The following is a 22,496-nucleotide window of genomic DNA, read 5'->3' as shown; positions in this document are numbered from 1 at the left end:
CGTCGCAGCGATCGTCATCTGGCTCCGAGACATCGTCCAAGAGCCATCAGAAACGCCCTAGGCGCGCTCGTCCCGCATGTGGATCGAGACGGGGGAAGACGATCTTCTCGCAGTGCGGTGGCAGGACCGGCACGGTGGTACCCCTTCTTGGTCGCGGGTGAGGATCTGATCACGACCACGGAAGGTGTACGCCGTCGTCAACGATTGGACGCTGCGGCTGTGACCCGGCTCTCATTCCGGCTGCGGAGTGCGGCGCGGGGCGGCCGGGCGGGCTTCGGTCACTCTCGGACGTCGCCGGGGTCCATGTCGTCCCGCAGCCGCAGGTAGCGCACCGGATGCCGGTGCCGGCCCAAGTCGAGCGCTGTGTCGGCGTCGACTTCGGCGACGAGGTCGGGCATCACGGGCTGGAAGACCAACGCCTCCTTCGTCCCCCACCCCGCGGAGAACTTCCGACACCTGAATACGACGACAGTGCCCCCTTCGAGGTCTCTCGCTCGCCTGAGTCAGCGCTTCCTCGTCCCGAAAATGAGGGCGTGAACGTCTGCCGAGTTTCTGCGATTTCCATGATGTTCAGCGGTGACGGTGCGGGAGTGCGGGAGGTAGCCCCCGAGCTGGAAGATATGGGCTTCTCGCAATCTCTGGCTTCCGGAGAGCACGTCTGGCCGCAAACCCACCCGCTGGAGCAGTTCCCAAACCTTGCACAGCAAGGCTACGAAGAGGAGGGAAGAAACCGCGTAAGCCTATGGCAAGGACTCAGCGAAGAACCTCAGACGCGATCGGCAACCGCCTATCTCGTGGCAGTCCTCGGGAGTGGTCTTGAAAGGGAGTCAGCGGCTGCAGCAGCCACTCTCTGGCGTCAAACCACCGCGCTAGAAGGAGTCCCCAGGGAAGCAATTTGGGAGGCGTGGCACCACTTGATCCACCGATGGTGGCCTCCTGAACTGGCCCCGTGGTTTCCTATGCTGGACAGGCCTCCGGGGCTGGGCATGGAGGATGCTGATCCCGACGAACCGGGATCCTACCTTCCATGGGACGCTCAACTGTGGACCCAAGTTTTCGATCAATCGGTGTCGAGGACGGACTCGCTGACCGCGCCCATCGTTATCCACTGGCTGGCCCGCTGGCGCCTTGAACTCGTGCTGCGATCACCCGATCCTGTAACGCGCTCACTGGCCATGGCAGTGCTTCCACAGGAAGCGGGCGGTCCTCCGATTCCATCCCAAGGATCGGCAGCACCGCCAACGTCAGCAGATGTCTCGACCATGATCCACGGAACCTGGGGCTGGGAAGGAGACTGGTGGCGCCCAGGGTACGACTTTCACTCATGTCAGTGGCCAGTTGTAATGGTTCTGATCCACTTCTTGTGAGGCAATGACGTAGCGTCACGAGCTGCTGGAAGAATGCCTGTTCGTGTGATTGCAGCGTGCTCTCGGTGACCTTCCCGCATCTGGCGTCGGTGGTGGTGGAACAGGTCCTGGTAGACGACGGCGGGGTGGCGCTCACGGCGCGTACGGTGACCCGGGAGGCTGCCTGCCCCGGGTGCGGCACGCTGTCTGGCCGTGTCCACGGCGGGTATCGGCGACGGCTGGCCGACCTGGCGGTGGCTGGGCGGAAGGTCGTGATCGACCTGGCGGTGCGGCGGTTCCTGTGCCAGGCGGCGCCGTGCGCACGCCGTACGTTCGTCGAGCAGATAGCCGGGCTCACCGAGCGGTTCGCGCGCCGCACTCCCGCACTCCGTCGGACGCTGGAGCGGATAGCACTGGCGCTCGCGGGACGTCCGGCGGCCCGGCTGGCCGTGCACCTGTCGGTCCCCGTCAGCGCGAACTCGCTGATCAGGATGGTGCGCAAGCTCCCGGACAAACAGCCCTCAGCCGCCCCACGAGTGATGGGTGTGGATGATTTCGCGTTCAAGAAGGGCCACGTGTACGGCACGATCATCGTGGACATGGAGACCGGCGAGCGTGTGGACGTGCTGCCCGACCGCACCTCGGAGACGCTCACCGCCTGGCTGCGCGCCCATCCCGGGGTCGAGATCGTGTGCAGAGACCGAGCCAGCTCCTACGCCGAAGCCGTCCGCACCGTCTGCCCCGACGCCACGCAGGTCGCGGACAGGTACCACCTCTGGAAGAACCTGTGCGAAGCCGTCGAGAAGTGCGTCGCCCAGCACCGCACGTGCCTCACCGAGCCCGCCGAGGACACGAGCACCGACAATCCCGCCGCCGTGAAGGCCGATCCGGCCGCCGACGAAGTACCAGAAGAGCCCGTAGAAGGGCCGCGCGCGATCAAGCGACGCGAGCGCCATGCCGCGGTGCATGCCCTGTACGACAAGGGCGTGCAGATCGAGGTGATCGCCAATACCCTCGGGCTCGACCGCAAGACCGTGCGCCGCTACGCGCACGCCGCCACCCCCGAGGAGGCATCCCTTGGCACCGGCTCCCGCCGCTACGGCCAGATCCACGCCTATGCGTCCTATCTGTACCGGCGGTGGAACGAGGGCTGCACGGACGCGGCACGGCTTCATTCGGAGATCACCGATCTCGGCTACCTCGGCAGCAAACGGACTGTCCGCCGTCACCTGGAACAGATCCGCGCCAGCGGCAAGCCCGCACCCGAGAAGCCCAAGGAACTCACCGTCCGGAAAGCCACCTGGCTGATCACCGCGCACCCTGACAAGATCGACGAGAGCAATTCGCTCAAGCGCAAGCAACTCCTGGCCCGCTGCCCAGAGTTGGATGCTGTCGCCGACTGCGTGCGCGACTTCGCCTGGATGATGACCGAGCGCCGCGGCAGCGAACTCGACGACTGGCTCAACCGTGCCGAGAACACCGGGTTGAAGCCGCTACGGAGTCTGGCCCGTGGCCTGCGGCAGGACTTCGACGCCGTCACCGCCGGACTCACCCTGGAGTGGAGCTCGGGCAAGGTCGAGGGCAACGTCAACAGGGTGAAGCGGATCAAAAGGGACGGATACGGCCGGGCCGGATTCGACCTTCTCCGACGCCAAATCCTCCTCGCAGACTGAGCACCGTCACCCTCAGCCACAGCCCCACAAGGAGTGGATCAGAACCATTCGTACTGGCCGCCGTCACCGACCGGCTGGGGGCACAACGAGAAGACCGCGGGGGGCAAGTTCGACAACTGGACCCGCGCGGCCAGCGGCATGCCGGAGCCGCCGGGTCACCCTCCCCGACGAGGCGACCGGCACCGTGTTGACGACCTGGCCCGACGAGCAGTGAGCATCTGCCATCCTGATGAGGATCAAGGAGGCGACGCTATGGCCCACCGCCCGTATCCGAAGCGCGAGCGCGCGCTGAAGCAGATCGAGCGGCGCTGCTTCGAGGCGGGGCCCGCCGTCCTGCAGCGGCCGCTGACAGAGTTCGAGCAGCAGCTCCTCGACGGCACGGCAACCATCGTGAAGGCCGTCGAGCCCATGACGGCCGCCCTACGACAGATGGCGCCGCCGACTGACGAGTATCGACTTTCGACGCGCTGACCCACCGCCCGCGCTGGCCTATTCGGCGGGGTCCTCTGCGGCGTGTCGGACTTCCCGTTTCACGGCCTGTTCCAGCTCGTAGCGGTTCTCCCCGGACGCCTCGGCGTGCGCGGTGACTGCGGCCTGCGCGGCTTCGGACGCCTTAAGCCAGCGCGTCCACTGCACGTTGTACGCCTCGCCGACCAGGCCGGCGAGCTTCGCGCGTTCTTCCTCGGCGGATCGTTCCAGCGGGATCAACTCATCGGGGACCTCTGCCACGGCCGGATCCTAAACGGCCCTCGCGGTAGTCCTACTGTCGGGGCCACCGGACGATCGGGTACACCTGGCCCTGCCGCCGCGGCGGCGGGGGAGATCTGATCTCGGTCCGGACACACCACGGGCCCCGGGGGATCAGCCATGCATCCACGGGGCCCGGCTCGGGGGCGCACCGTCCAACGACGCCGCGCCCCCGGCCGTCACGCGGTCGCCGTCTGCGGTTCCTCCAGCACTTCGGCGACCTTGCGGGCTAGCCTCGCGACGTGCGGCGGCAGGTAACCGTCCAGTGAGTCGACGTCCTCGCACAGCCGGGCGCGCAGCCCGTGCACGCACGCCTCGGTGAACAGCTTCTGCGGGTCGTCGTCCGGCTGCCGTGCTTCCTCTGCGTGCCGCTGCCCGCTGCGGAACTGCATGCTGGCCCAGGTCCCCGCCTCGCTCGCGACGGGAGCGTCCTCGCCCAGCAGACCTGCCAGGTGCGCCCACTCTCCCTCTCCCGGCCCCTTGGCTCGGTCCTGCTGCTGAACCAGCTGCAGATACGACTCCAGCGTGTCCCGGGACATGCCCGTGCGCTGGCAGTAGGCGGCGATCAGCATGGCCGCCATGTTCATTGTGTCCGCCGCGTCCGTGGCCCGGTACAGCGTCATCCGCTTCCAGGTGTGCGCCTGGTCGGGCTCGGTGTACCGCAGGACCTCCTGACAGTTCTGGACCGCCTCGGAGACCAGCTGGTGGATCGACCGCCGCAGCGGCTCGGGCATCTGGGTGTCTTCCATGGCCGCACGCTAGAGGCGCTGCCCACCGAGAACTCGCAGTCGCGGCGCTCGCTCACCCGGACGGACCAGACGCCGTCACGGTCACCACCGACCGGCGCCGCTCCTTTTCCGGCGGGAGGCCCTTGAAGCCGACTCCGGCCTGCGGGACGGTCGGGGCGCAACTACCCGCAACTCGCTGTCTCCGGAGGAGATCATGGCGTTACTTTTCTTCGGCACAGACCCGAACTCGGGCGGAGGGAACTGCCCTGCGGTATGGGTGGACACCGACGCCGCGCGGCTCGGTGCGCGCCGCGTACCCGGGCACCTGCCTGGCCTGCTTCAAGGATTACGCCAAGGGTGAGGTCATCACGAAGGTGACCGACCGATGGGGACACTCCGGCTGCGTGCCCCGACGGATGGCGCGCCGAGGAAGTCGACGGCGGCGTGGCCTTGGCCACCGAGCTGTCGCGGTGGCCCGGCGGCCGTGCCCTGTACGACCCGCGTCCCGGCGAGCCGCGCACACCGGGCCCGGGTGTGAGCTGCCGCTTCTACTACTCCGGGGACACGCCCTGAGCCATGGGCCTGATCACGGCACCGGCCGCCCCATGGGTCCGACCACGGCAGGACAGGTGCTGCTGCCCTGCCGGTCACTCTTTCCCCCGGGCGGCAGGTTCCCGCTCAGGATCCGTTCCATAGCAGCCCGGATCGCGGCCTCGTTGCGAGCTTTGTCATCCTGGTTGAGCCGGGCCATGTCACTCCTCTCCACCAGACGCGGCCTGGGCGGCGTCGATCTCGGCGACGACCCGCAGGGCGCGATCGCGCTCGGGTACCAGCTGGCCGAGGAAACCGGCGCCGGCCGATGCCTGACCGCCCCTTACTCCTCCTCTTCCTCTACTGGGCCTTCCACACCCAGGGCACGTGCGTTCTCGGGAGGTGAGACACCCGGAACTGTCCCGAGAACGCATGCGCCGTGACCGTGTACGGGACGCTCTCCGCATCAGCCAGCGTTTGCCCTGTCGCGGTCTGACCGCAGCGTCGGCTGAGCCCGGGGATTGTCGGGAGATGAGGTTGCCGGTTGGCGAGGCGCGCGCCAACTCGAGCATCCTCCGGTCGGCGGGCTGCACTTCCGCCTAGGGTGTTGATCATGTTCAAGTCAGGGGTGGGGTTCTTCGCGTTGTTCGGGCTCGGCTGGTGGCTGCTGGCCACAAGTGCATTCGACGGCACGGCGCGGCTGGTCGAGGTCGTGGTCGGCTGTGCCGTCGCGTTGGGGCTGATGCTCGCCGCGCGCCGTTTTCTCCCCTCGTCGGCAGGGGGTCCATTTCCCGCCGATCGACGTCGGCGGTTCAATCAGGTCAACGGTCTCCAGTGGCTGTTGATCGTCGCAATAGGTGTGGTGTGCGCTCGCGCCGGGATGCCGGTGCTCATTCCCCCTCTGGTTGCGATTGTCGTTGGGCTTCACTTCCTCCCGCTCGCAGCGGTGTTCGAGCAGCCCCGGCTGCGGGTGCCGGCGGCTCTGTTGGTCGTGGCCGGAGCATCGGGCATGGTCGTGTGGCTCACGAACGGCCCGGACGAGACCGTTCGCTTCGTGGTGGGTGTCATCTCCGCGCTCTGCCTGTGGGGCATGGCGATCTGGACGGTCGCGGGGGCGGCATCCGCTGCTGGGCATGGCGTGAGGGAGTGAGGGTGCCGGCGGCACGTGATGGTCACCCTGTCCGGGTGGCGGAGCGAGTACGTGTGCTCGATATCGACAACGTGGGCCGTCGGCTGCTACGGATCGTCCCGGCCTGCGGCCGCAGGCCGGGACGCACGGCGTGAGACATACGTACTGACGGCCGTGGGTGGCACCCGATCCGGGTGCCACCCACGGCCGCTGCGTCACCTGCCCGGCAGCGGTGGCGAACGCCGCCTCGGCGCCCACCCCACCCCGCTCGTTGACAGCCTGCTGCTCCACGCCGACAGCCAAGTACCTGCCGCCTCGGGGAGAGGTGTGCTGCCGCTTCGCGGCGGCCTGCCGGGTGACTTCGCGCAGGTGTGCACCCGAGGAGGCCCACGCTCGCCCGGCGACGAAGTTGCTGATCTTCAGCCTGCTGCGCTCCGGACCGACATCGACGGACCTTCGAGGGCTGGCCGAGCGCAGTGGTGTCCTTGCCCTATAACCGAACTGCACGGCAGCAACCGGGACTTGGTGAGTGACAGCCCACCGGAGAAACACGAGGTCGGCCAGGTGCAAGGCGAGCGCGGTCGGCATCCGCCACGGCGCTTCGCGCGGGCGTTGACTGCTTCGGGCTCGGGGTGGTGCATGGCGCTCCTTGGCATCGAGGGAGTGGCGGGGCCGCGCCGGCTGCACGGCCCCGCGTGGACCTCTGCTGGGGGCCGCGGCTCAGCGGTCCTGGGCGAGCGCGTACAGCTCGCCGAGCAAACTCCCCTCGGTCGCGACGAGTTCGTCGAAGGAGCCCTGCTCCCGGACGGTTCCCTGGTCGAGGACGATCACTCGGTCGGCCATCCTCACGTTGTCGAGGCGATGGGTGACCACCACGGTGATCCGGTCCGAGGCCATGGCCCGCAGCTCCCTAAAAATCTGGTGCTCTCCTCGGGCGTCCATCTCGCTGGTCGGCTCGTCCAGGACGAGCACGGCCGGCTCCCTGTACATCGCTCTCGCGCAGGCCAGCCTCTGCCACTGCCCTCCGGACAGCTCGTGGCCGCCCCACACTGACCGGGCGAGCAGCGTCTCCAGTTCCTCGGGGAGATCACGCAGGGCCTTGGTCATGCCGACGCGTTCGGTCGCGTCCCAGATCCGCTCGTCGCCGTGCTCGCGGGGCTGGCCGAGGTTGATGTTCTCCCTGGCTGCGAGAGGCCAGTGCCCGTTCTTCTGCGGCACCAGGCCCACGTGCCGCCACACCGACTCCGCGTCGGCGTCGGCCAGGTCGGTGTCGTCCCACAGGACCTTGCCGTCGCTCGCGACGGTCAGTCCGGTGAGCATGCGGATCAGCGTGGACTTGCCGGCGCCGTTCTCCCCGACGAGGGCGACGACTTCGCCGCGGTTCAGGGTGAGGTTGATCGGCTGTACGGCGGCTGCCTCCTTGCTCGGGTAGGTGTAGGAGGCGCCTTCCAGGCGGATCTGCTGCGGGGGCTTGGCCTGCGCGGTGCCGCGGGCCGTGGTCATGGCGCGGACCTCGTCGATGAACTCGTAGTAGTCGGAGAGGTAGAGCCCGTGGTGGAACATGACCGTCGAGTACCGGATGATCGAGTTCAGGGCGCGGCCGGCGGTCTGCGAGGCGACGACCGCGGTGCCCGCGATCGCGGTCGTCATGGCCCCGGCGAGGACCAGGCCGGCGAGCGAGGCCCACATGCCGAGGGTGAACAGACCGCCGAGCGAGGCAGCCAGCAGCGTGATCCGCAGATACGGGCGCGCCCCGGCGACCTCCCGCATCTCGACCCGGTCACACATGGACCGGTACCAAAAGTGCAGGTAGCCGCGCATGGTGTTGGCCCGGAGCTCGTCGGCGAGCTCGGCCGTCGTCAGCCACCAGCGCATCATGCCGCGGACATTGCGGGCGGAGATGGTCTGGTCGTGGACGCGGTAGTCGACCCGGGCGGCGATCACGCCGCCGAGCCCGCGGGGGACGACGGACAGCAGCAGCACACCGAGGAGCAGGGGGTGCAAGGTGGTGAGTACCACGGCAGCGGAGGCGAGCTGGACGAGTCCGTTGGTGAGGGTCTTGGCGTCGTCGGCGAGGTCGACGGCGCGCAGTGCGCCGATCTCCGCCGCCTGGCTCCGGTCTCCGAACCCTTCCGCGTCGTAGGCGGCGAGTTCGGCCCGCATGTGGAGATCGACGAGCTGCAGGTCCGCGGCGGAGGCGATCTTCGGGTTCAGGCGCCGGGTCGCCCAGTCCGCGAGGATCCACATGGCCGCGCCGGTGGCCATCGCCACGACGGCGACGGTCAGCGCCGGCCACGCATGGGCCAGGCCCTGGCGGGGGTCGTCGACCATCAGCTGCGGCAGAGCCTTGGCGACGGCGGTGAGCATCACAGCCGTGCCGATGCCGGACAGCAGCTGGCAGACGACGATCGTCAGGGCCATGCGCCGGTCGACGCTCCAGGCCAGGCGGGCCGTCTGGATCAGGGCGGCAGGGATGCGGCGGGCCATGTCCCACAAGGTGGCGTCGTCCATCGCCCGCCGGTGCTTGCGCCCGTTGTAGTCGAGCTCCGGGGGTGCAGAGGGCTGCGGAGCGCCCGTCCGCGCGGCCGGGAGGGACGCCGCCTCGCCACCCTTGCGTGCTGCGTCGACGTCCGGGGAGTCGGTCCGGTGGTGCGGTGCGCTCATGCGAACACCCCCGCCATCAGCCGGTCCAGGGTGCGCCGTCCGCGTGCGGTGACGTGGGGGTCGTCGAGCTTCGGTCCCCAGACCAGGCAGCTCACCGCATCGATCGCCGCGAGGCACTTCAAGGCGTGCTGCTCCTCGACTGTGAAGTTGCGGCCGTAGCCCTGAAGGCACGCGGCCCGCAGGTCGGGCCGATCGGTCCAGCTGGAGCAGGCCATCAGCACGAAGTCCTGCACGGCGGTCGCGGCCCGGGAGCGCTCGAAATCGATCCAGCCAGCCTGCTGCCGAGCGGTCGACCACATGAGGTTGCGGTCCCACGCGTCGCCGTGGATGTACGCGAGCGGCAGCGGCGGCAAGGCCCGCAACTCCTCGGCCAGCTGGCGCACGAGCTTCTGCTCCGGCGCGGTCAGCCGGTCCCCGACCGCCGCCAGGTGCCCCTCGGCACCGTCGGCCGCGGCCTGCAGCGCCTGCTCCGCCTCGGCCCGTCGAGGACCGGACAGATCACCAGCCGTGTGGAGGCGAGCCAGCAGGGCGCCGCCGTGCCGGTGCGCGCGGGCTTCCTCCACGGGCGAGAGCTCCAGCTGCTTGAGCGGCCGTCCTGGGACGGCGGTCAGCAGCAGGGCCAGATCCTCTGCGCTCGAGGCGCGCAGCTGCGGCGCGCCGCCGGCGCCGAGGGCCGGTGCAGCACTTCGGAGCGCGAGCGTCTCGCGCTCGTACATCACGGCCTTGGGGGAGATCTTCAGATAGAAGCGGAGTGCCCCGGGCAGGTCGAGCCGCCAGACGCGGGAGTTCTCGCGCGGATGGCTGACGTCCTTGACGGCGGGACGGGCAGCGAGTTCCCGGCTGGCCCACGCGAGCAGGGCAGGGGGCGGAGTGGTCGGGTTGGTCATGCCCCCCACCCCGATGACGGTCGTGATGCTGCGGCGAACAGGACGCGTCGGACGTCGACGGGCCGCCGGTGCGCGAGGGCCTCGGCGGCCGCAGCAGGAGGGTTCTCGAGAACAGGGTGAAGGGTGACCAAACGGACGGGATTCACGGCTTCTCCTCGGTTGCGGAAACGGGGTAGAGCACCCGGACAACAGACCTGATCACAGGGCCGCTACGGGCAGCCACGGGCGATGAGTCGAATGAAGGTTCGACGCCGGGACGCGGACGGCGAGCGCCGTCTGCGTGGGCGGCTTCTCTCGCTTCGTTCGATTCACACGCACGGGGAAGGCGGCGGGACGGTCGCCCGAGCGGCGGATTGCATGACACGTCGACAACACCCGTCTCCTCCGGTGTGGTGTGGCTGTGCTCTGCGGTCGGACCCTCGCCCACGCCACTGACAATCCGCGGTCACCAGCACCGTGATCCGGTCATCCCCGGCCTACCTTGCCGCCAGCCGCCACCCGTGCAAGGGAGCGCTCTGACCTGCGCGGACGCTGAGAGAAAGGATTCTTGAACTCTCCGGGCCGGCCCGGAATCCGGCGCCCGCGAGAGTGGCTCGATCTGGTTCGCGGCCGGGTGAGCGCCCGGAGCGTCACGCCCCTGGGCGGCTCCGACGGCGGCTAGTATCGGCACCTTCGACTCGGTCGGCGCACGCCCGGGTGATGTTCTCGCGATCCGTGCCCGCGCCCGCAGAACGGCCGCTACGTTCGAACGCGCCGTCCCCCGCTGCACCCCCTGTGAAGCTGCGCCGCGCACGAGGTCCACCAGGAGAGCCATGACCATTCCCGCCCCGCACCTCCGGTGCTTCCCGGAGCAGCAGCGGCCGGCACGGCGGTGACCGACCGCCCGGTAGGAGCCGCGCACCGGCACGGCGCCGCGTACCCCGGTCGGGCGGTGCGCCGGTGATCGTTCTTCCGGAGGCGTTCGTGCGGGTCACCGTGGACCGCGAAGGCCCGGCCGGCTCGGCATGGCTCTCCGCCCTCCCGGCCACGATTCGGGAGATGGCCGAGCGCTGGGACTGCGCGCCGGACGGCGACCTGCTGTACGGGGGCGTCGGGATCGTCGTCCCGGTGCTGCGCAAGACGACCGAACCTGCCGTCCTGAAGGTGTCCTTTCCTCACCCCGAGAACCGGTTCGAGCCGGACGCGCTCTCGGCCTGGGGAGGGCGCGGAGCGGTCCTGCTGCAAGAGCGGGACGACGACCGGTACGCCATGCTCCTGGAGCGGACGCACCCCACGACGCTGGCCCAGGCCGCGCAGGGCGACGAAGTGGCGGCGATCGCGGGGAACGTCAGCCGTCGCCTCGCCGTCCCCGCGCCCGCCGGACTACCCCGGCTTCAAGACCGGGCCGCCGGGTGGGAAGAGCAACTGCGCCGGGATGCCCGGGACTTCCCGGACGCCCTGCCGTCCCGGACGGTGCAGGCCGCGACGGCGACGGTGCGCGAGCTCGCCCACCACCAGCCGGACACCCTCATCCACGGCGACCTGAACGCGCGGAACATCCTGGCGGGCACCCGAGAGCCCTGGCTAGCCGTCGACCCGAAGGGCTGGGTGGGCGACCAGGCGTACGACTGCGGCACGCTGACCAAATCCCGGTCGGTCGTCCTCGCCGAGCAGGGAGACCTGGGCAGAGGGATCCGCCGCACCCTCGACGCCTTCACCAGCGCCGCCGAGCTCGATCAGGCACGTGCACGGCGGTGGGCGCAGCTCAGTGCGGTCCAGGCCGCCTACGGCGGCCGCCGGCGCGGGTTCCGCCGGGGCCGTCACGGAGCCGAACGTACTCGGCTCATTGCGCTCGTTGACGAGTTGGCGCGCATCCTCACCGGCCTGTGACCTCACCAACACCGCAGCTCACCGGCGGGGCGGGTCCGGGACGGGTTCGATGCCGTGGTGCGCGCCCGGCGCGGAAGACATCACGGAGGCGATCAACTTCGGTGTCGATACCACGCTTGCGGCGCGTTTGAGGGCGGCCTGGAGCTGGGTGCAGGTGATGCGTGCCGCCTGCGTCGGGGTCGGGGCGGTTTTGAGGAGTTCACGTGCCTCGGGCCGGCACAGGCCGTTGGTCCAGGTGGTGAAGGCGTCCAGGGCGACCGGGTAGTACTCGCGCAGCAGGGAGCGGAGCTGGTTGGCGAGCTGCTGCCGGTTCCACAGGGCGTCCTGCTGAGCGCGTGCGAGGACGGCGATCGCCCGGCCGAGGTCGGAATCGTCGGGCAGCGGCCGGTGGGCGTGCATGTCGGTGCGCAGGATGTTCGCCAGGACGAGGGCATCGCCGGGGTCGGACTTCTTGCGCGAGACGCTGTGCCGGTCTCGGTAGCGGGCGGCGGCCAGCGGGTTGATCGCGTACACCTTCCGCTTGCCGGTCCGCAGCACGGCGACCAGCAGGCCGCGGGAGGTCTCGATCGCGACCGGTATCGGGTTCTCCTCGGTGTCGCCGTACTCGGCGAGAAGCTCCAGCAACAGCTTGTAGCCGACGGCGTCGTCGGTTATATGCCGCTTGGCCACTAACCTGCCGGTGTCGTCGACCAGGGCGACATCGTGGGTACGTTCGGCCCAGTCGATTCCGCAGTAGATCAAGGCAGTTCCTTCCCGACGTGCTGATGTTTGAGCTGGTCACGAGCGCATGCGGGCCACGCGTCGCACTAATCCCAGGCATCAACCGCTGCGCGGATGTGCCGCCACCTCACGAGCCGTTCGTGGCACCAGCGCACCCCACGGGCCTCGGTCTGCGCAGGAGCTCGAAGGCTCGGGCGTATCAAGAGGTCACCGCGGAGTGGGCTCGCACCACCAACACCAACGAGTGGCCGTGGTGATGGGTGTTGACGCTCGCGGGTGCTGGATGTCACCGGTCTGGCGGGAGGCATCAAGGCCCGTTCTTCAGAAGGCATACATCCAGCACCCGACTCGAACATCCGAGGAACTGCGAGGCTCCTGCCAGGTGCTCTTGGGAAGGGATTAGTTCTTCAGGTGCGCGAAGCCGTGCTCGACCGGGGCCCGGACCGCGGCCAGCGCCTTGTTAGACAGCTTCTGGCCCCTGGTCAGGGGCCGGTTGCGGGCCGCCTTGTAGCCGGTGATCACCGCCGGGTCCGCGTCCGGGCCGCTGTCGTCGAGGCCGATGAAGCCCAGGTGACCCTGCCGGACGGGCAGACCTTCTCTGGGTGAAGGGGTGCGGCACGAGGCAAAGTGTGACGGGGTGATGCAGCTCAGCGCCGGTTCCGCTGACCGTATCGGATGCAACAGGTGTGGTGCTATCACCGAATCGAGCGAATGGCTGGGGTGCGAGACTCGGGTTCACTTCCGTCACACGAGGGGGGACGCCGTGCCCCGGGCAGTGGATGTCAACCGGGTCGTCAGGCCCCGGAAAGTCCGGGTTCATTGGACGCCCGCCGCGCCTGTCGCCATCGTTTACCGACACTCGGGACCGTTGTCACGCCAAGCGTCGTGAGGCCATGATGACCACATGCCGTCAGTGATCCTCGCGGGGATACCCGATCCCGAGACCGCGCGCCAGCTGATCAGTGAGACCGTTCCGCAGATCGGACCGGGCATCGCAGGGCGGGCACGCGCGCAGGCAGAGGCCATACGCCCGTTCCTGGAACGAAGATGGCCGCGGGGCGCCACAACGGAGGCGGCGCGTCTCATCAACGACCTCATCAGTCCCGTCAGCTCGTGCTGGGACACCCGGATGTCGCACATCCTCGTGAACTTCTATCCCGCCAGCGATCTTGTCGTACGGAAGCCCGGTGGACCCGCCAATCCCCGTAACACCTTCAAAGCATTCCAGGCGTCGCAGCAGGCACTGCAGGAGATGAACGTCCGGTCAGGATCGCTCAGTCAGGCGTCGGACCGCGCCTTGAGGCCGGTCCTCAACGAGCTTCACAGCGGACTGATCGCACTGGCGGACAGCCTGATGACACTTCCCCGCCCGGACCTGCCCCCGACGCAGCATCCACCTCAATCCGCATGGCTTCGCGAAGGCAGGATTGCGGGCGAGGTCTCCGAGCAGCTCACCGAGCGCATAAACGAGGCTGTCAAGGACTACGAGGCGGCCCGGGAGGCTGGTTGGTCCGACTCATGGATGCCAGGAAAATCCTATTGGGCCGCGCACTTCGCCGCTCCAATCGGCGCGTTCCGCATGGGGGCGATCTTCCACGGTTTCACGGCGGCAGTTTCGGGGCTCGGTGGTGTGGAGAGTCTGTCAGGCTCGCCTGGCGCCAACCGCGATCCATACATGTTTTCGGACTACCTGGTAGTCGCCACCGGAATCCGCACGCGGATCCACTCGGCCTATCTGGCGATCGCGGTTAACTACCTTGCGGAGGTACTGGAGCTCATGCCTACATACGCGGAGGCGTCCGGACAGGGGAAGCAGCCTGCCCCTGTCGTCGTTCACGGCAATGTTGGCGCGATCAACAGCAAGGTCAACAACAGCAATGTCTCGGTGGCTGACACAGTCACCAACATCGGCACGACCATCCAGGCCATCGCCGACCGTGGGCAGACCAGTGCCGCGGACGCGATCAGCGCCCTGGTCGAGGCTATCCAGCAGGACTCGCGGATGGCCGAAGACTTGCGTGCCCAGCTCCTCGACAATGTCGCCGACATCGCGGACGCGACGGCCACGCCGGACGAACCCCGTAGCTTGAGCCGTGCCAGGGCGGCTATGGCCGCGATCACCACCGCTGCCGGTACATCGTCCCAACTTGCCCAGGCTGTCAGCACCTGGCACCACGTCCTCGGCCAGTTCTGAACGCCTACCCTCTGCCCCCGCGAGCTCAGCCTACGCCGCGGGCGGCGGTGTCAGTACGTGGCGCCCTTGACGAGGACGCCGGTGCCGGCGGCGCTGATCCAGCGTCCGCACTGTTCAGCGGGCATGGTGTGGGTCCCTTCGGCGCTCAGGCTGCCGTGCCAAAGCCGGAGGCGGCCAGTGGTTGTTCGCGGAGCTGGGTGAAGTCGACGTCGAGCCTGGGGTCGTACGCCTCCGGCTGGATGCCGAGTTCATGGGTGCTGTACTCGCCGAAGCGGCGGATGTGCTCGGTCAGGTACGGCGAGATGTGGGCCAGGTCCTCGGGGTCAACGTGGCGGGCGACGCCACGTCGTCCGGGCTCGCCCGGGCGTCAGGGGGCCGCTGGCAGTGCTTCAGGCCAGGAGAGTTGCCAGCGGCCCGACCACAGAACGTGCGGAACTCGTTCCGCCGGTCAGGCGCGTTGGTTCAGGGCCCGAGTCAACTCGCGGTTGGCCGCGCGGGCCGCCTCCAGCTCCGCGTCTCTTTCCTCCAGCCGTGCGGTCAGCTCGGTGTTCATCTGCTCCAGGTGCACGACCTGGCGCTGGAGTTCTTCATGGTCGGCGGGCGGGCCCAGACCCGATTCGCGCCACGTCTGCTCGCCCATGAGCTTCGACAGGCGTCGCTCCAGGCTCCGGATCTGTGTGATGAGCCGGGTGTTGCGGGCGTGGGAGTTGGCGAGGTCGGCTTGAAGCGACACCAGACTGACGGGCGGGCCGGCCGAGGACGGCGATCCGTGCGGCTCGCGTTCGGCCGCGTGGATCAGCGCGAGCAGGTCGCGGTGGCGGTATAGGAAGGTGCGGTCGACGTCGGCTTGCCGGGCGATGCCGCTCACGCTGATCGTTGTTCCGTCGGCAACAGCCCTCTGGAGGGCGGCCTTTACTCGCTGGCGGCGACGTTCGCTGTCGGCGCGGCGGCCGTCGGCCATGGCGGTGCTCATGCGAATCCCACGTTGTGGACGTCGGACACGGGCGGGCCGATGCGCGGCATTCCGAGCATCTTCGTCCGGCTACGGCGGACGACGGCGACGGCCTCGCTGATCTGCGCCTGCTCCTCCGGTGTGAGGTCGCCGAGATCGGCCTTGACACGGTCGACCAGTCGGCGCACCCGGCGGATCTCCTCCTGCGAGGGCATCGCCTCGCTGCGCGCCCAGTCGTCCGCGGCGAATGCCGACATCAGCCTCTCCCGGCTGCGCAACAGGTCGGCCAGGTATGCCTGCAGGTCGGGCAGATAGGAGACGTCCGTGCGGAAGTGGTCGCAGCCCACGCACCGGAACCGGATGGGGCAGCTCTGGCCGCCAGCCGCCACGTTCGAGGGCTCCTGGCAGACTCCGTAGGGGACGCTGACCTCGCCGATGGCCCGCCGGACGTGCTCGGAGTCCAGCAGTGACTGGGCCTTGCGCCAGATGCGGGTGCCGTTGCGGTCGAACTGCAAGGCGATCACCCGGTCCACGGCCTCCCGCCGCCTTTCCTGACTGACCCGGTAGTAATTTTGTGCGGTTTTGAGATCGGAGTGGTCCATCAGCTCCTTCAGGACGTCCGGGGCGACGCCGGCGTCGGCATGCCGCTGGGCGTAGCTGTGCCGGTAGGCGTAGGGGAAGATCCTGGCCTTGTCGAACGGCAGCATCCACGTGATCGGCTGCCCGTTCTCCTCCACGGTGGTGGGGACCAGGAAATCGGGCAGTGCGTCGACCCACGCGCGGTGTCCTTCGCCGATGGAGTGGATCGCCTTGGTGCCGTGCGGGTTGGCTCGCATGCTCGGCAGCAGCTTCAGCTCGCCGAGCGGGGTGTCGGGGAAGAGGTCACGCACGCGCTGCTGCTGAATGGTGATGACGGCAGCGGTGGCCTTGCCGATCGGCAGCCGCCGTCCCATCCGGTAGGACTTGTAGTTGTCGTAGACCAGGACGAGGGAGCCGTCAGGGTCCTGCCCGAGGCAGTCGTAGGGCAGTTCGCGGATCTCCTCGGGGCGCCGACCGGTGTCCATCAGCAGTTCGGTCCCCACACGGACCTCCCGGCTGCTCAGTCGCTCCAGCTCGTTGAGGTGCTCGCACAGCTGACGCATGACCGCGTCGGGAAGGTCCTTGCCGGCCTCGGTGTCCTCGGGTTCGTCAGGGGTGTCCTCCCGCTGAAGACGGAAGTCGGTGGGCAGGCCCGCCATCGGCCCTCCCGGATGCGTCAACCCCAGGGTGCGGATGCGGGTCAGCACGAGCGCGGTGTTGCGGACAGCGTGGCTGCGGGTGCGAGCGGAGATCCGACCCGTCTCGGTCAGGAACGCCAGCCGGTTGCAGAAGGCGACGATGTCCCCACGGCGCAGTTCGGCGGGAAGCATGCCGTCGTCCTCGCGCTGCAGGCGCAGGCTCTCCGACAGCAGGTTCATGGCCGTCACGTACGGCTGGACCGCGCCACCCGGTCGCTTGCCCCGCCGACGTGGCAGGTCGTCGTAGGCCCAGTGCTTCACCGCTTCCCGCAGGGCCGGCTGTGAGATCCGGGTGAAGTCCAGCGTGCCGTTCTGCCCGGTGAAGATCTTCAGGTCCCACACGTCCTTGCGGCGCTCCGACTCCGCCGTCGCTCCGAGCCGGCCCAGCCACATCAGCATCGTCCGGACGACGCCGCGCGTCGACTTCACGTGCGCGAGCGTCGCGAAGACCTCCGGGTCGTTCATGACCTCCAGGGTCGGCGCCTGCATCTGCCTGAGTCGGTCACACAGCGGCCGCAGGAAGTGGTCCCTCGTCTTGGCGCCGGCCTCGGTGCGGGCCTGAAGTCCATAGAGGACTTCTGCGACGACCCGGTCCGGCAAGCCCCGCAGACACAGTTCCCGGTCGGCGTGGACGGCCGGCGCAGTGCGCCGCCACACCTCCTCGTCCGTCACCTCGCCGCGCCTGCGGGCGTACTTCAGCCGCAGCGAGTGCGCGTTGCAGTAACGGGAGGTCTCGTAGTCGCGAAGCCGGTAGCAGACCTCCACCTCGCACTGCCCGGTGGATGCGCGCGGGGTGACCGCGGGGTGGCGCAGGAAGTCCTCCAGCGGCAGCTTCAGGGTGTCCACCCGCTGGCGCTGGTGGGGGTCGCACAGCGCGCTCCGCGCCGACTTGGCTGGCCTGCCGCAGCGCGGCACCCTGCACATCTCCTGTCGCATGCCCAGCATGCGAGGCTTGGCCATCTTGGCGAAGTCCTCCAGAGACTGCCCTGACCGTTTCCATGCCTGCTCGCAGCCCATGCACATCTTCCGGTCGAACCTCACGCCCCTGCTGCAGCCGTTCACGCAGCAGTCCGGCATGCCCAGCACGGGGTGGTCCTTGGGGTAGAAGATCACCCGCAGGTCCCAGTCCCACCGCACGATCCGCAGAAAGTCCGGGTCCAGGGCCTCCACGATCTGCCGGGTCCGCGGATCATCCTCGCCGAGGCCCGGCTTGGCAGCGACTGGCAGCGGCGCCGTCATCGCTGACCTCGCCCGGACAGCTCCCGCGGCGAGGGAACACGTTCGACGGCCTCGCGCACGCGGCTGCGGTCGGGGATCACGTACGGTGTGACCGATCCGGGATGCTCCTGTCCCAGTAGCATCTGCACTTCGTCCCAACTGCCTCCGTCATCCGCAACGTTGCTGCCGAACGCACGCCGGGCCATGTGCGGGCCGACCTTGCGCCCCAGCTTCGCCCGCGCCGAAAGCCGCTCGAACAGCTCGCCCATCGCCGCCGGCGGCATCGGCGCGCCCAGCGGCTCGCGCGACAGGTTCACCAGCAGAAAGTCGCTGCCCCCCGCACCCAGCCGCTCGTCGGCGTACTGGTCGAACGCCTGCACCACGAGGAAGTCCAGCGGCTGCACCCACGCCGTCTTCTACTTCGACCACGCCCGATTCGAGTTCGCCCGGCGCCGCACATGCACGTGCGCGCCCTCCTCGTCGCAGCCCAAGGCACGGGAGTCGGGCAGCAGGTGGCAGTCACTGCGGCGCAGCCCGGCCACCTGGCCCCGCCGCAGCCCCACCCGGCCGTGCAGCAGCACGATCAGCCGGTCGCGGGCGCTGCGGCACGCCAGGAACATCGCCACGAGTTCGTCGTCCCGGGCCCGGTCGACGTCCGCCTTCGGCTCCTGCAGCCGGTGCCGGGCCCGCAGCCGGTAGTACAGGCCCGTCTCCTCCCCCTTCGCCTCCTCCGGAAGATCCCGGCTGTCAGCCAGCTCATACACCTGCCCCAGCACCGACCGCGGCGCAGCGCCCACCGACACGGCGTACGACAGCAGGCCACGCACCGCGGCCAGCACGCCGTTCACCCGCCGCTCGCCCCGCACGGGCCGGGTGCCCGGACCCCACACGACCGTCGAGGTCTCGGCGCCCAGCCGGGCCGGCGAATAGCGCAGCCACACCATGAACAGGCCCAGGTCCCGCGCTGCCTCTTCCCACCGCCGCCCCGTCGCCCGGCACCAGCGGAAGTAGAAGGCGGCGCCGCTGGCGTACGACCGCGTGGTCAGCTCCGTCCGGCTACGCCCGAACCGCAGGAACCGAAGCCATTGGTCGGCGACGGGCACCACACACAGATCGTCATCGATCACCGTCCAGTACCGCGCACCGGACGGCAGATCCACGGGAAACGCCCGCACTTGCAACTCCTTCGTCGTGACGGTCCATACAACAACCCGCCACAGAGCCACACCCCCCGAGAACGAGCCTCAGAAGATCAACGAGGTCCATCCGCGCCACGTCACACCACAGCTTCGCTCGCCCTAGAAAACAGACCGTGCGCGGGCTCCTGTACGAGCGCCGGCAGTGGCAGACCGGCGGCTGGATGTACTGGGTGGGCATCCCCATGTGGGTGACGGACGGGCCGACGGAGACGGTGCAGCCGCGCGTGTACCGGGTGTGGCTGACACCGGCACAGGTCTCGCGACCGGAGGGTGTGTCGTACGACGACGTCCCGACTCATCACCTGCCCAGGGAGGATCAGGGCGACGACTCCGGGCGGTGGGGGTGGAAGGTGCAGCGGCTCCCGCCGCGAAGCGGGAAGCCCGACGCCCCGGCCGGGAATGAGGAGCTGGACGTCCTGGCCGTGCTGGAGGTGCTGCGCACCACGGCGGGGGCGGTGCCGTGCAAGGAATGCGACGCGGCCGTGGCCCTGGGACCGCTGCTGTGACCCTTGGCCGGCCCTGACTAGCCGGGCAGCGCAAGGTCCCGAGTCTGGCGTGTGCCTCCCGCAACACAAGGAGCCGGTACCGCGTGGCGGTACCGGCTCTCGGCGGGCTGGCGCTGCAACGCGAGCCCGGGATGTCCCTGTTCGGCTTTTGGTTGGAGTCAGCAGCAATCAGGGCAGGGCCCGGCCGTACGGCGCAAGCCCAGGTGCGCGGATCGTCGCAGTGCTCGGTTTCTCGCGCAAGCTTGATCGGCGCGTGCGTGCATCAATTCGCTCACTACCACGCCTGTCGGACACCCGACCTGAGCTTGCTCCGGGCGTCGGACCTCCAGGTCACCGACGCGCATGAGGCGCCAAGCTGACTCTGTGTCGCACCTTTCGCATGGGAGTGCGTCCAGGCGGACGGGGGACGGGGACGCATCAATCCCCTCGGAAAGTCCCCTGGCGGAGATGTTGGGGCTCCACGTGCTGTCACCATTTGGTCCACGCACCACTGCCGAGGGCGGCTGCAACCGCCCCTGTGGTGCGCCCGGTTGGAGTCAGCAGTTGGTGTCCGGCGGCCGATGGTCGCCGGACCCTGAACGGCAGGGAGGCCCTGTGCCGAAGTCCCCGTCCGTCTCCTGTGTGGAGCACGGAACACCGTCCCGCCGGCGCCTGAGCGGCGCCGAGGCGGTTGTCATCATCGTGATCGTCGCCGTGGCTGCGGTCTTGGCTGCGGTCGCGGGTATGCCCGTGACCGTCGTGCTGCAGGTTCTCCTTGGCGCCGGGCTGACCGCTGTTCTGGTGGTCGGCCTGCTCACGGGAACCCCGGTCCGGGGGGTGCGTGCCGCACTGCACGCCCTGCTGGGCCCGGCTGCGTGAGGTGACGGTCATGTGCCGTCCCGAGAAGCCGCTGACCACCAGCAACAAGGCGCTGCGCGAGCTGCAGGAGTGGCTGCGCGAGATACGCGCACGCACCGGACTGGGCTACCGAGCCCTGTCCGTGCGGGCCGGCTGCCATGCCACGACGCTGCAGCGGGCCGCGTCCGGCGAGACCGTGCCCAAGCTGCACACCGTGCTCAACTACGTCCGCGCGTGCGACGCATCGCCCGAGAAGGCGCGGCTCCTGTGGAAGCGGGCCCGCTACGAGGCAGGCCGCCTTGCCCGAGGCGGGCGGCGCGGTCTGGCCGCGCCCAGCCCGTGGCTCATCCGGGACTTCGTGGACCTGAGCGCGGCCCTGCGGGAGATGTACGCGAAGGCCGGATCCCCGCCGCTGCGCGCTATGGAACAGCGGGCTGGCGGATACGGGCTCCTGCCACGCAGTACCGCCCACCGCATCGTGGCCAAGCGGGCGATGCCGCACGGCTTCCGGCAGTTCCAGGCCTATCTGCGGGCCTGCGAGGTGCCGGAGGCGGACTGGCCGGACTGGCAGGCCGCCTGGACACGTGCCTGGCGCTACGAGAAGCGCGACGAGTTCGCCGCCCTGGGCGCCGGTCCGTCGGAGATCTGGTGGACGACGTCGAAGGGCGAAGGGGGGAACTCCTTCTACGACTTCGCCCTCGGGAGGGCGGACGTCGGGTTGAAGCGTGGGCACTATCACGAGGACAGCCGGGTGAGACTGTCGCGCGCTGAGGCTGAGGTGGCCCTGAGGGCACGGAGGGCGAAACGATCAGTTAGGCATCTTTCCCCGGGGCCCGGCCCAGGTCAGTTGGCCATTGCCATGGACGAGCCCGTGCGGGAGGGCAGGGTCCACATCCTCTGAGGGGCGCACCCTTGGTTGGGCGGTGGCCCATCCAAGGGTGCATGGACCGCAGCAGGGGGTCAGGCGTGTAGGTCCACCAAGAGTGGGACAGCGCGCTCGCCCCTGACCGACGACAGTGCGGCCACCGCGTGCCCCGGTGGCACCTCGTTCGCCAGCTCGGACGACGACCAGCGCTCGCGCTCGACCTGCCGTATGGTCACGGCCTCGGTGGTCACCGCTTTGCTCGTGACCAGCTTCCGCAGGGCGTGCAGGGCGCGCGTGGTGGGCTTTTCCGCCCACACGGTGTGGTGGGCCACGTCCCGCATCTCCACCCAGTGCGTGCCCCACGCGCGAGCGAACCGGCTCCCGTCCCAGGTGGTGATCCCCGACATCGCGACCTGGCATCCGACGGCCCCGTACAGGGGCCCGTGCAGGCCCTCGGGGACGTCTGCGACGGTGCGCAGGGCGAGCACCACGCCCGCGTCGCAGGCGCGCAGGTGCTGGATGCGGCGGACGGAATCCGCGGTGACCGTTCCCGTCGCGTCATCGAGCAGGAGAACGGCGAGGTGGCCGCGCTGGCTGGTCCGCGTGGCGACAGCGGTGAACTGAGCGAGGTTCAGTCGGCTCAGGATCTGGCAGGCATCCTCGTGCCCATGAGCGGGCAGGTCGATGCGGACCCGCAGCGGATGGTGGGTAACGGCGTCCAGAGAGAATGACTTCCGGGTGCCTGCGTCGAAGAACGAGGCGAACGCGGGGCGCTCCAGCAGTGTGACCCGCGCGGCGAGGACCGTGCCCAGGTCACCCGGGGCGGATGATTGGCGTTCACGGGCGGCGAGTTGGCGCAGGACGCCCTCGAGCTGGGCAGGCGTCTGCCGCGCGGGGCGGGGGAGGCCGACCTGGTGCTGGTGAACGCGCTCCGGCAGCTCCGCGTGCTGGTGCTGGATGAGGCGCAGCGCCTTCCTGCCGGCTAGGGCCGTCAGGCCCGCAATCGGGCCGCGCGAAGCGCGGCACGCCCGGTGACGCGCAGCGTCACCAGTGGCTGGAGCGCAGCGGAGGCCACCAGCCGGCCGAAGGCCCGCTGTGAATGGGTGTGGTGGTGGCGCTGGTTGGGCGTCAGCGGGGTCTGCGCGGTTGTCCCT

General features: G+C 69.3%; 22 protein-coding genes and 1 pseudogene. 11 read left to right on the top strand and 12 right to left on the bottom strand.

The features are described 5' to 3' along the window. Window positions 1–278: 278 nt before the first annotated feature. Window positions 279–416, bottom strand: a complete 138-nt coding sequence (locus tag IE277_RS45205; RefSeq protein WP_229882543.1) for a hypothetical protein — start codon at window positions 414–416, stop codon at window positions 279–281. A 1,007-nt stretch (window positions 417–1,423) separates the two neighbouring features. On the opposite strand from IE277_RS45205, the gene IE277_RS45200 reads away from it, so the two are divergent. Then, window positions 1,424–3,019 carry an ISL3 family transposase gene (locus IE277_RS45200; protein WP_189959753.1) on the top strand — a complete coding sequence of 532 codons (1,596 nt, stop codon included), beginning with the start codon at window positions 1,424–1,426 and terminating at the stop codon, window positions 3,017–3,019. A 252-nt stretch (window positions 3,020–3,271) separates the two neighbouring features. Further along, window positions 3,272–3,490 (top strand): hypothetical protein, encoded by a 219-nt coding sequence (locus IE277_RS45195; protein WP_189959752.1) that lies wholly within the window; start codon window positions 3,272–3,274, stop codon window positions 3,488–3,490. Between the two features lie 18 nt (window positions 3,491–3,508). On the opposite strand, the gene IE277_RS45190 is transcribed toward IE277_RS45195, so the two are convergent. Then, on the bottom strand, window positions 3,509–3,748 hold the full coding sequence (locus tag IE277_RS45190) for a hypothetical protein (RefSeq protein ID WP_229882542.1): 240 nt from the start codon (window positions 3,746–3,748) through the stop codon (window positions 3,509–3,511). A gap of 197 nt (window positions 3,749–3,945) precedes the next feature. Continuing rightward, window positions 3,946–4,515 carry a hypothetical protein gene (locus IE277_RS45185; protein ID WP_229882541.1) on the bottom strand — a complete coding sequence of 190 codons (570 nt, stop codon included), beginning with the start codon at window positions 4,513–4,515 and terminating at the stop codon, window positions 3,946–3,948. A 423-nt stretch (window positions 4,516–4,938) separates the two neighbouring features. Here IE277_RS45185 and IE277_RS49120 point away from each other — a divergent pair, with 423 nt between their 5' ends. Then, window positions 4,939–5,067, top strand: a complete 129-nt coding sequence (locus IE277_RS49120; RefSeq protein WP_268252744.1) for a hypothetical protein — start codon at window positions 4,939–4,941, stop codon at window positions 5,065–5,067. Window positions 5,068–5,638: 571 nt separating this feature from the next. Continuing rightward, entirely contained in the window at window positions 5,639–6,175 is a 537-nt protein-coding gene (locus IE277_RS45180; RefSeq protein ID WP_189959750.1) for a hypothetical protein, read from the top strand. 699 nt (window positions 6,176–6,874) lie between these two features. Here IE277_RS45180 and IE277_RS45175 read toward each other — a convergent pair. Both IE277_RS45175 and IE277_RS45170 read right to left on the bottom strand, forming a co-directional pair. Then, window positions 6,875–8,818 (bottom strand): ATP-binding cassette domain-containing protein, encoded by a 1,944-nt coding sequence (locus IE277_RS45175; RefSeq protein ID WP_189959748.1) that lies wholly within the window; start codon window positions 8,816–8,818, stop codon window positions 6,875–6,877. Beyond that, window positions 8,815–9,705 (bottom strand): phosphotransferase, encoded by an 891-nt coding sequence (locus IE277_RS45170; RefSeq protein ID WP_189959746.1) that lies wholly within the window; start codon window positions 9,703–9,705, stop codon window positions 8,815–8,817. Before IE277_RS45170 ends, IE277_RS45175 begins: the two co-directional genes overlap by 4 nt. 939 nt (window positions 9,706–10,644) lie before the next feature. Here IE277_RS45170 and IE277_RS45165 point away from each other — a divergent pair. Beyond that, a complete protein-coding gene (locus tag IE277_RS45165) occupies window positions 10,645–11,574 on the top strand; it encodes an aminoglycoside phosphotransferase family protein (RefSeq protein WP_189959744.1) in 930 nt (309 codons plus the stop codon). A 67-nt stretch (window positions 11,575–11,641) separates the two neighbouring features. On the opposite strand, the pseudogene IE277_RS45160 reads toward IE277_RS45165, so the two are convergent. Both IE277_RS45160 and IE277_RS49115 read right to left on the bottom strand, forming a co-directional pair. Continuing rightward, window positions 11,642–12,315: pseudogene (locus IE277_RS45160) on the bottom strand (IS110 family transposase); the annotation flags it as partial. 378 nt (window positions 12,316–12,693) lie between these two features. Continuing rightward, entirely contained in the window at window positions 12,694–12,816 is a 123-nt protein-coding gene (locus IE277_RS49115; RefSeq protein ID WP_268252743.1) for a hypothetical protein, read from the bottom strand. Between the two features lie 382 nt (window positions 12,817–13,198). Between IE277_RS49115 and IE277_RS45150 the strand changes: the two genes are divergently transcribed. After that, a complete protein-coding gene (locus IE277_RS45150; protein WP_189959742.1) occupies window positions 13,199–14,488 on the top strand; it encodes a hypothetical protein in 1,290 nt (429 codons plus the stop codon). Between the two features lie 448 nt (window positions 14,489–14,936). On the opposite strand, the gene IE277_RS45145 is transcribed toward IE277_RS45150, so the two are convergent. From IE277_RS45145 to IE277_RS45135, 4 genes are read right to left on the bottom strand one after another with little or no spacing between them, the layout of a single operon-like run. Beyond that, a complete protein-coding gene (locus IE277_RS45145; RefSeq protein WP_189959740.1) occupies window positions 14,937–15,461 on the bottom strand; it encodes a DUF6262 family protein in 525 nt (174 codons plus the stop codon). Next, window positions 15,458–17,956, bottom strand: coding sequence for a site-specific integrase (locus IE277_RS48595; protein ID WP_229882540.1), 2,499 nt, complete (start codon window positions 17,954–17,956; stop codon window positions 15,458–15,460). Before IE277_RS48595 ends, IE277_RS45145 begins: the two co-directional genes overlap by 4 nt. Beyond that, window positions 17,953–18,339, bottom strand: a complete 387-nt coding sequence (locus IE277_RS48590; RefSeq protein ID WP_229882539.1) for a tyrosine-type recombinase/integrase — start codon at window positions 18,337–18,339, stop codon at window positions 17,953–17,955. Before IE277_RS48590 ends, IE277_RS48595 begins: the two co-directional genes overlap by 4 nt. Before the next feature lie 12 nt (window positions 18,340–18,351). Beyond that, a complete protein-coding gene (locus IE277_RS45135; protein WP_229882538.1) occupies window positions 18,352–19,110 on the bottom strand; it encodes a site-specific integrase in 759 nt (252 codons plus the stop codon). A 137-nt stretch (window positions 19,111–19,247) separates the two neighbouring features. Between IE277_RS45135 and IE277_RS45130 the strand changes: the two genes are divergently transcribed. From IE277_RS45130 to IE277_RS45120, 3 genes are all read left to right on the top strand, one after another. Further along, window positions 19,248–19,640 carry a hypothetical protein gene (locus tag IE277_RS45130; RefSeq protein WP_229882537.1) on the top strand — a complete coding sequence of 131 codons (393 nt, stop codon included), beginning with the start codon at window positions 19,248–19,250 and terminating at the stop codon, window positions 19,638–19,640. A gap of 594 nt (window positions 19,641–20,234) precedes the next feature. After that, window positions 20,235–20,498: a hypothetical protein gene (locus tag IE277_RS45125; RefSeq protein WP_189959739.1), complete on the top strand. Its 264-nt coding sequence runs from the start codon at window positions 20,235–20,237 to the stop codon at window positions 20,496–20,498. A 10-nt stretch (window positions 20,499–20,508) separates the two neighbouring features. Further along, complete coding sequence (locus IE277_RS45120) at window positions 20,509–21,378, top strand: helix-turn-helix domain-containing protein (RefSeq protein WP_189959737.1); 870 nt, start codon at window positions 20,509–20,511, stop codon at window positions 21,376–21,378. A 59-nt stretch (window positions 21,379–21,437) separates the two neighbouring features. On the opposite strand, the gene IE277_RS50025 is transcribed toward IE277_RS45120, so the two are convergent. Beyond that, window positions 21,438–21,833, bottom strand: a complete 396-nt coding sequence (locus IE277_RS50025; RefSeq protein WP_189959735.1) for a hypothetical protein — start codon at window positions 21,831–21,833, stop codon at window positions 21,438–21,440. A gap of 21 nt (window positions 21,834–21,854) precedes the next feature. On the opposite strand from IE277_RS50025, the gene IE277_RS50020 reads away from it, so the two are divergent. Together IE277_RS50020 and IE277_RS45105 are read left to right on the top strand one after the other, a co-directional pair. Further along, entirely contained in the window at window positions 21,855–22,073 is a 219-nt protein-coding gene (locus IE277_RS50020) for a hypothetical protein (protein WP_189959733.1), read from the top strand. Window positions 22,074–22,172: 99 nt separating this feature from the next. Then, on the top strand, window positions 22,173–22,328 hold the full coding sequence (locus IE277_RS45105) for a hypothetical protein (RefSeq protein WP_189959732.1): 156 nt from the start codon (window positions 22,173–22,175) through the stop codon (window positions 22,326–22,328). The last annotated feature ends 168 nt before the right edge of the window (window positions 22,329–22,496 follow it).

Origin of the sequence: Streptomyces alanosinicus (genome assembly GCF_014650595.1) — a bacterium.
In the GTDB taxonomy this organism is placed as follows: domain Bacteria; phylum Actinomycetota; class Actinomycetes; order Streptomycetales; family Streptomycetaceae; genus Streptomyces; species Streptomyces alanosinicus.
This window is presented reverse-complemented; position numbering and strand designations above follow the sequence as displayed.

What these genes read in the sequence shown, in the direction of transcription:
- IE277_RS45175 (WP_189959748.1), bottom strand. Translation starts at nt 8,818, where the DNA reads ATGAGCGCACCGCACCACCGGACCGACTCCCCGGACGTCGACGCAGCA.
- IE277_RS45120 (WP_189959737.1), top strand. Translation starts at nt 20,509, where the DNA reads ATGTGCCGTCCCGAGAAGCCGCTGACCACCAGCAACAAGGCGCTGCGC.
- IE277_RS45170 (WP_189959746.1), bottom strand. Translation starts at nt 9,705, where the DNA reads ATGACCAACCCGACCACTCCGCCCCCTGCCCTGCTCGCGTGGGCCAGC.
- IE277_RS45150 (WP_189959742.1), top strand. Translation starts at nt 13,199, where the DNA reads ATGCCGTCAGTGATCCTCGCGGGGATACCCGATCCCGAGACCGCGCGC.
- IE277_RS45145 (WP_189959740.1), bottom strand. Translation starts at nt 15,461, where the DNA reads ATGAGCACCGCCATGGCCGACGGCCGCCGCGCCGACAGCGAACGTCGC.
- IE277_RS45180 (WP_189959750.1), top strand. Translation starts at nt 5,639, where the DNA reads ATGTTCAAGTCAGGGGTGGGGTTCTTCGCGTTGTTCGGGCTCGGCTGG.
- IE277_RS45185 (WP_229882541.1), bottom strand. Translation starts at nt 4,515, where the DNA reads ATGGAAGACACCCAGATGCCCGAGCCGCTGCGGCGGTCGATCCACCAG.
- IE277_RS45195 (WP_189959752.1), top strand. Translation starts at nt 3,272, where the DNA reads ATGGCCCACCGCCCGTATCCGAAGCGCGAGCGCGCGCTGAAGCAGATC.
- IE277_RS48595 (WP_229882540.1), bottom strand. Translation starts at nt 17,956, where the DNA reads ATGACGGCGCCGCTGCCAGTCGCTGCCAAGCCGGGCCTCGGCGAGGAT.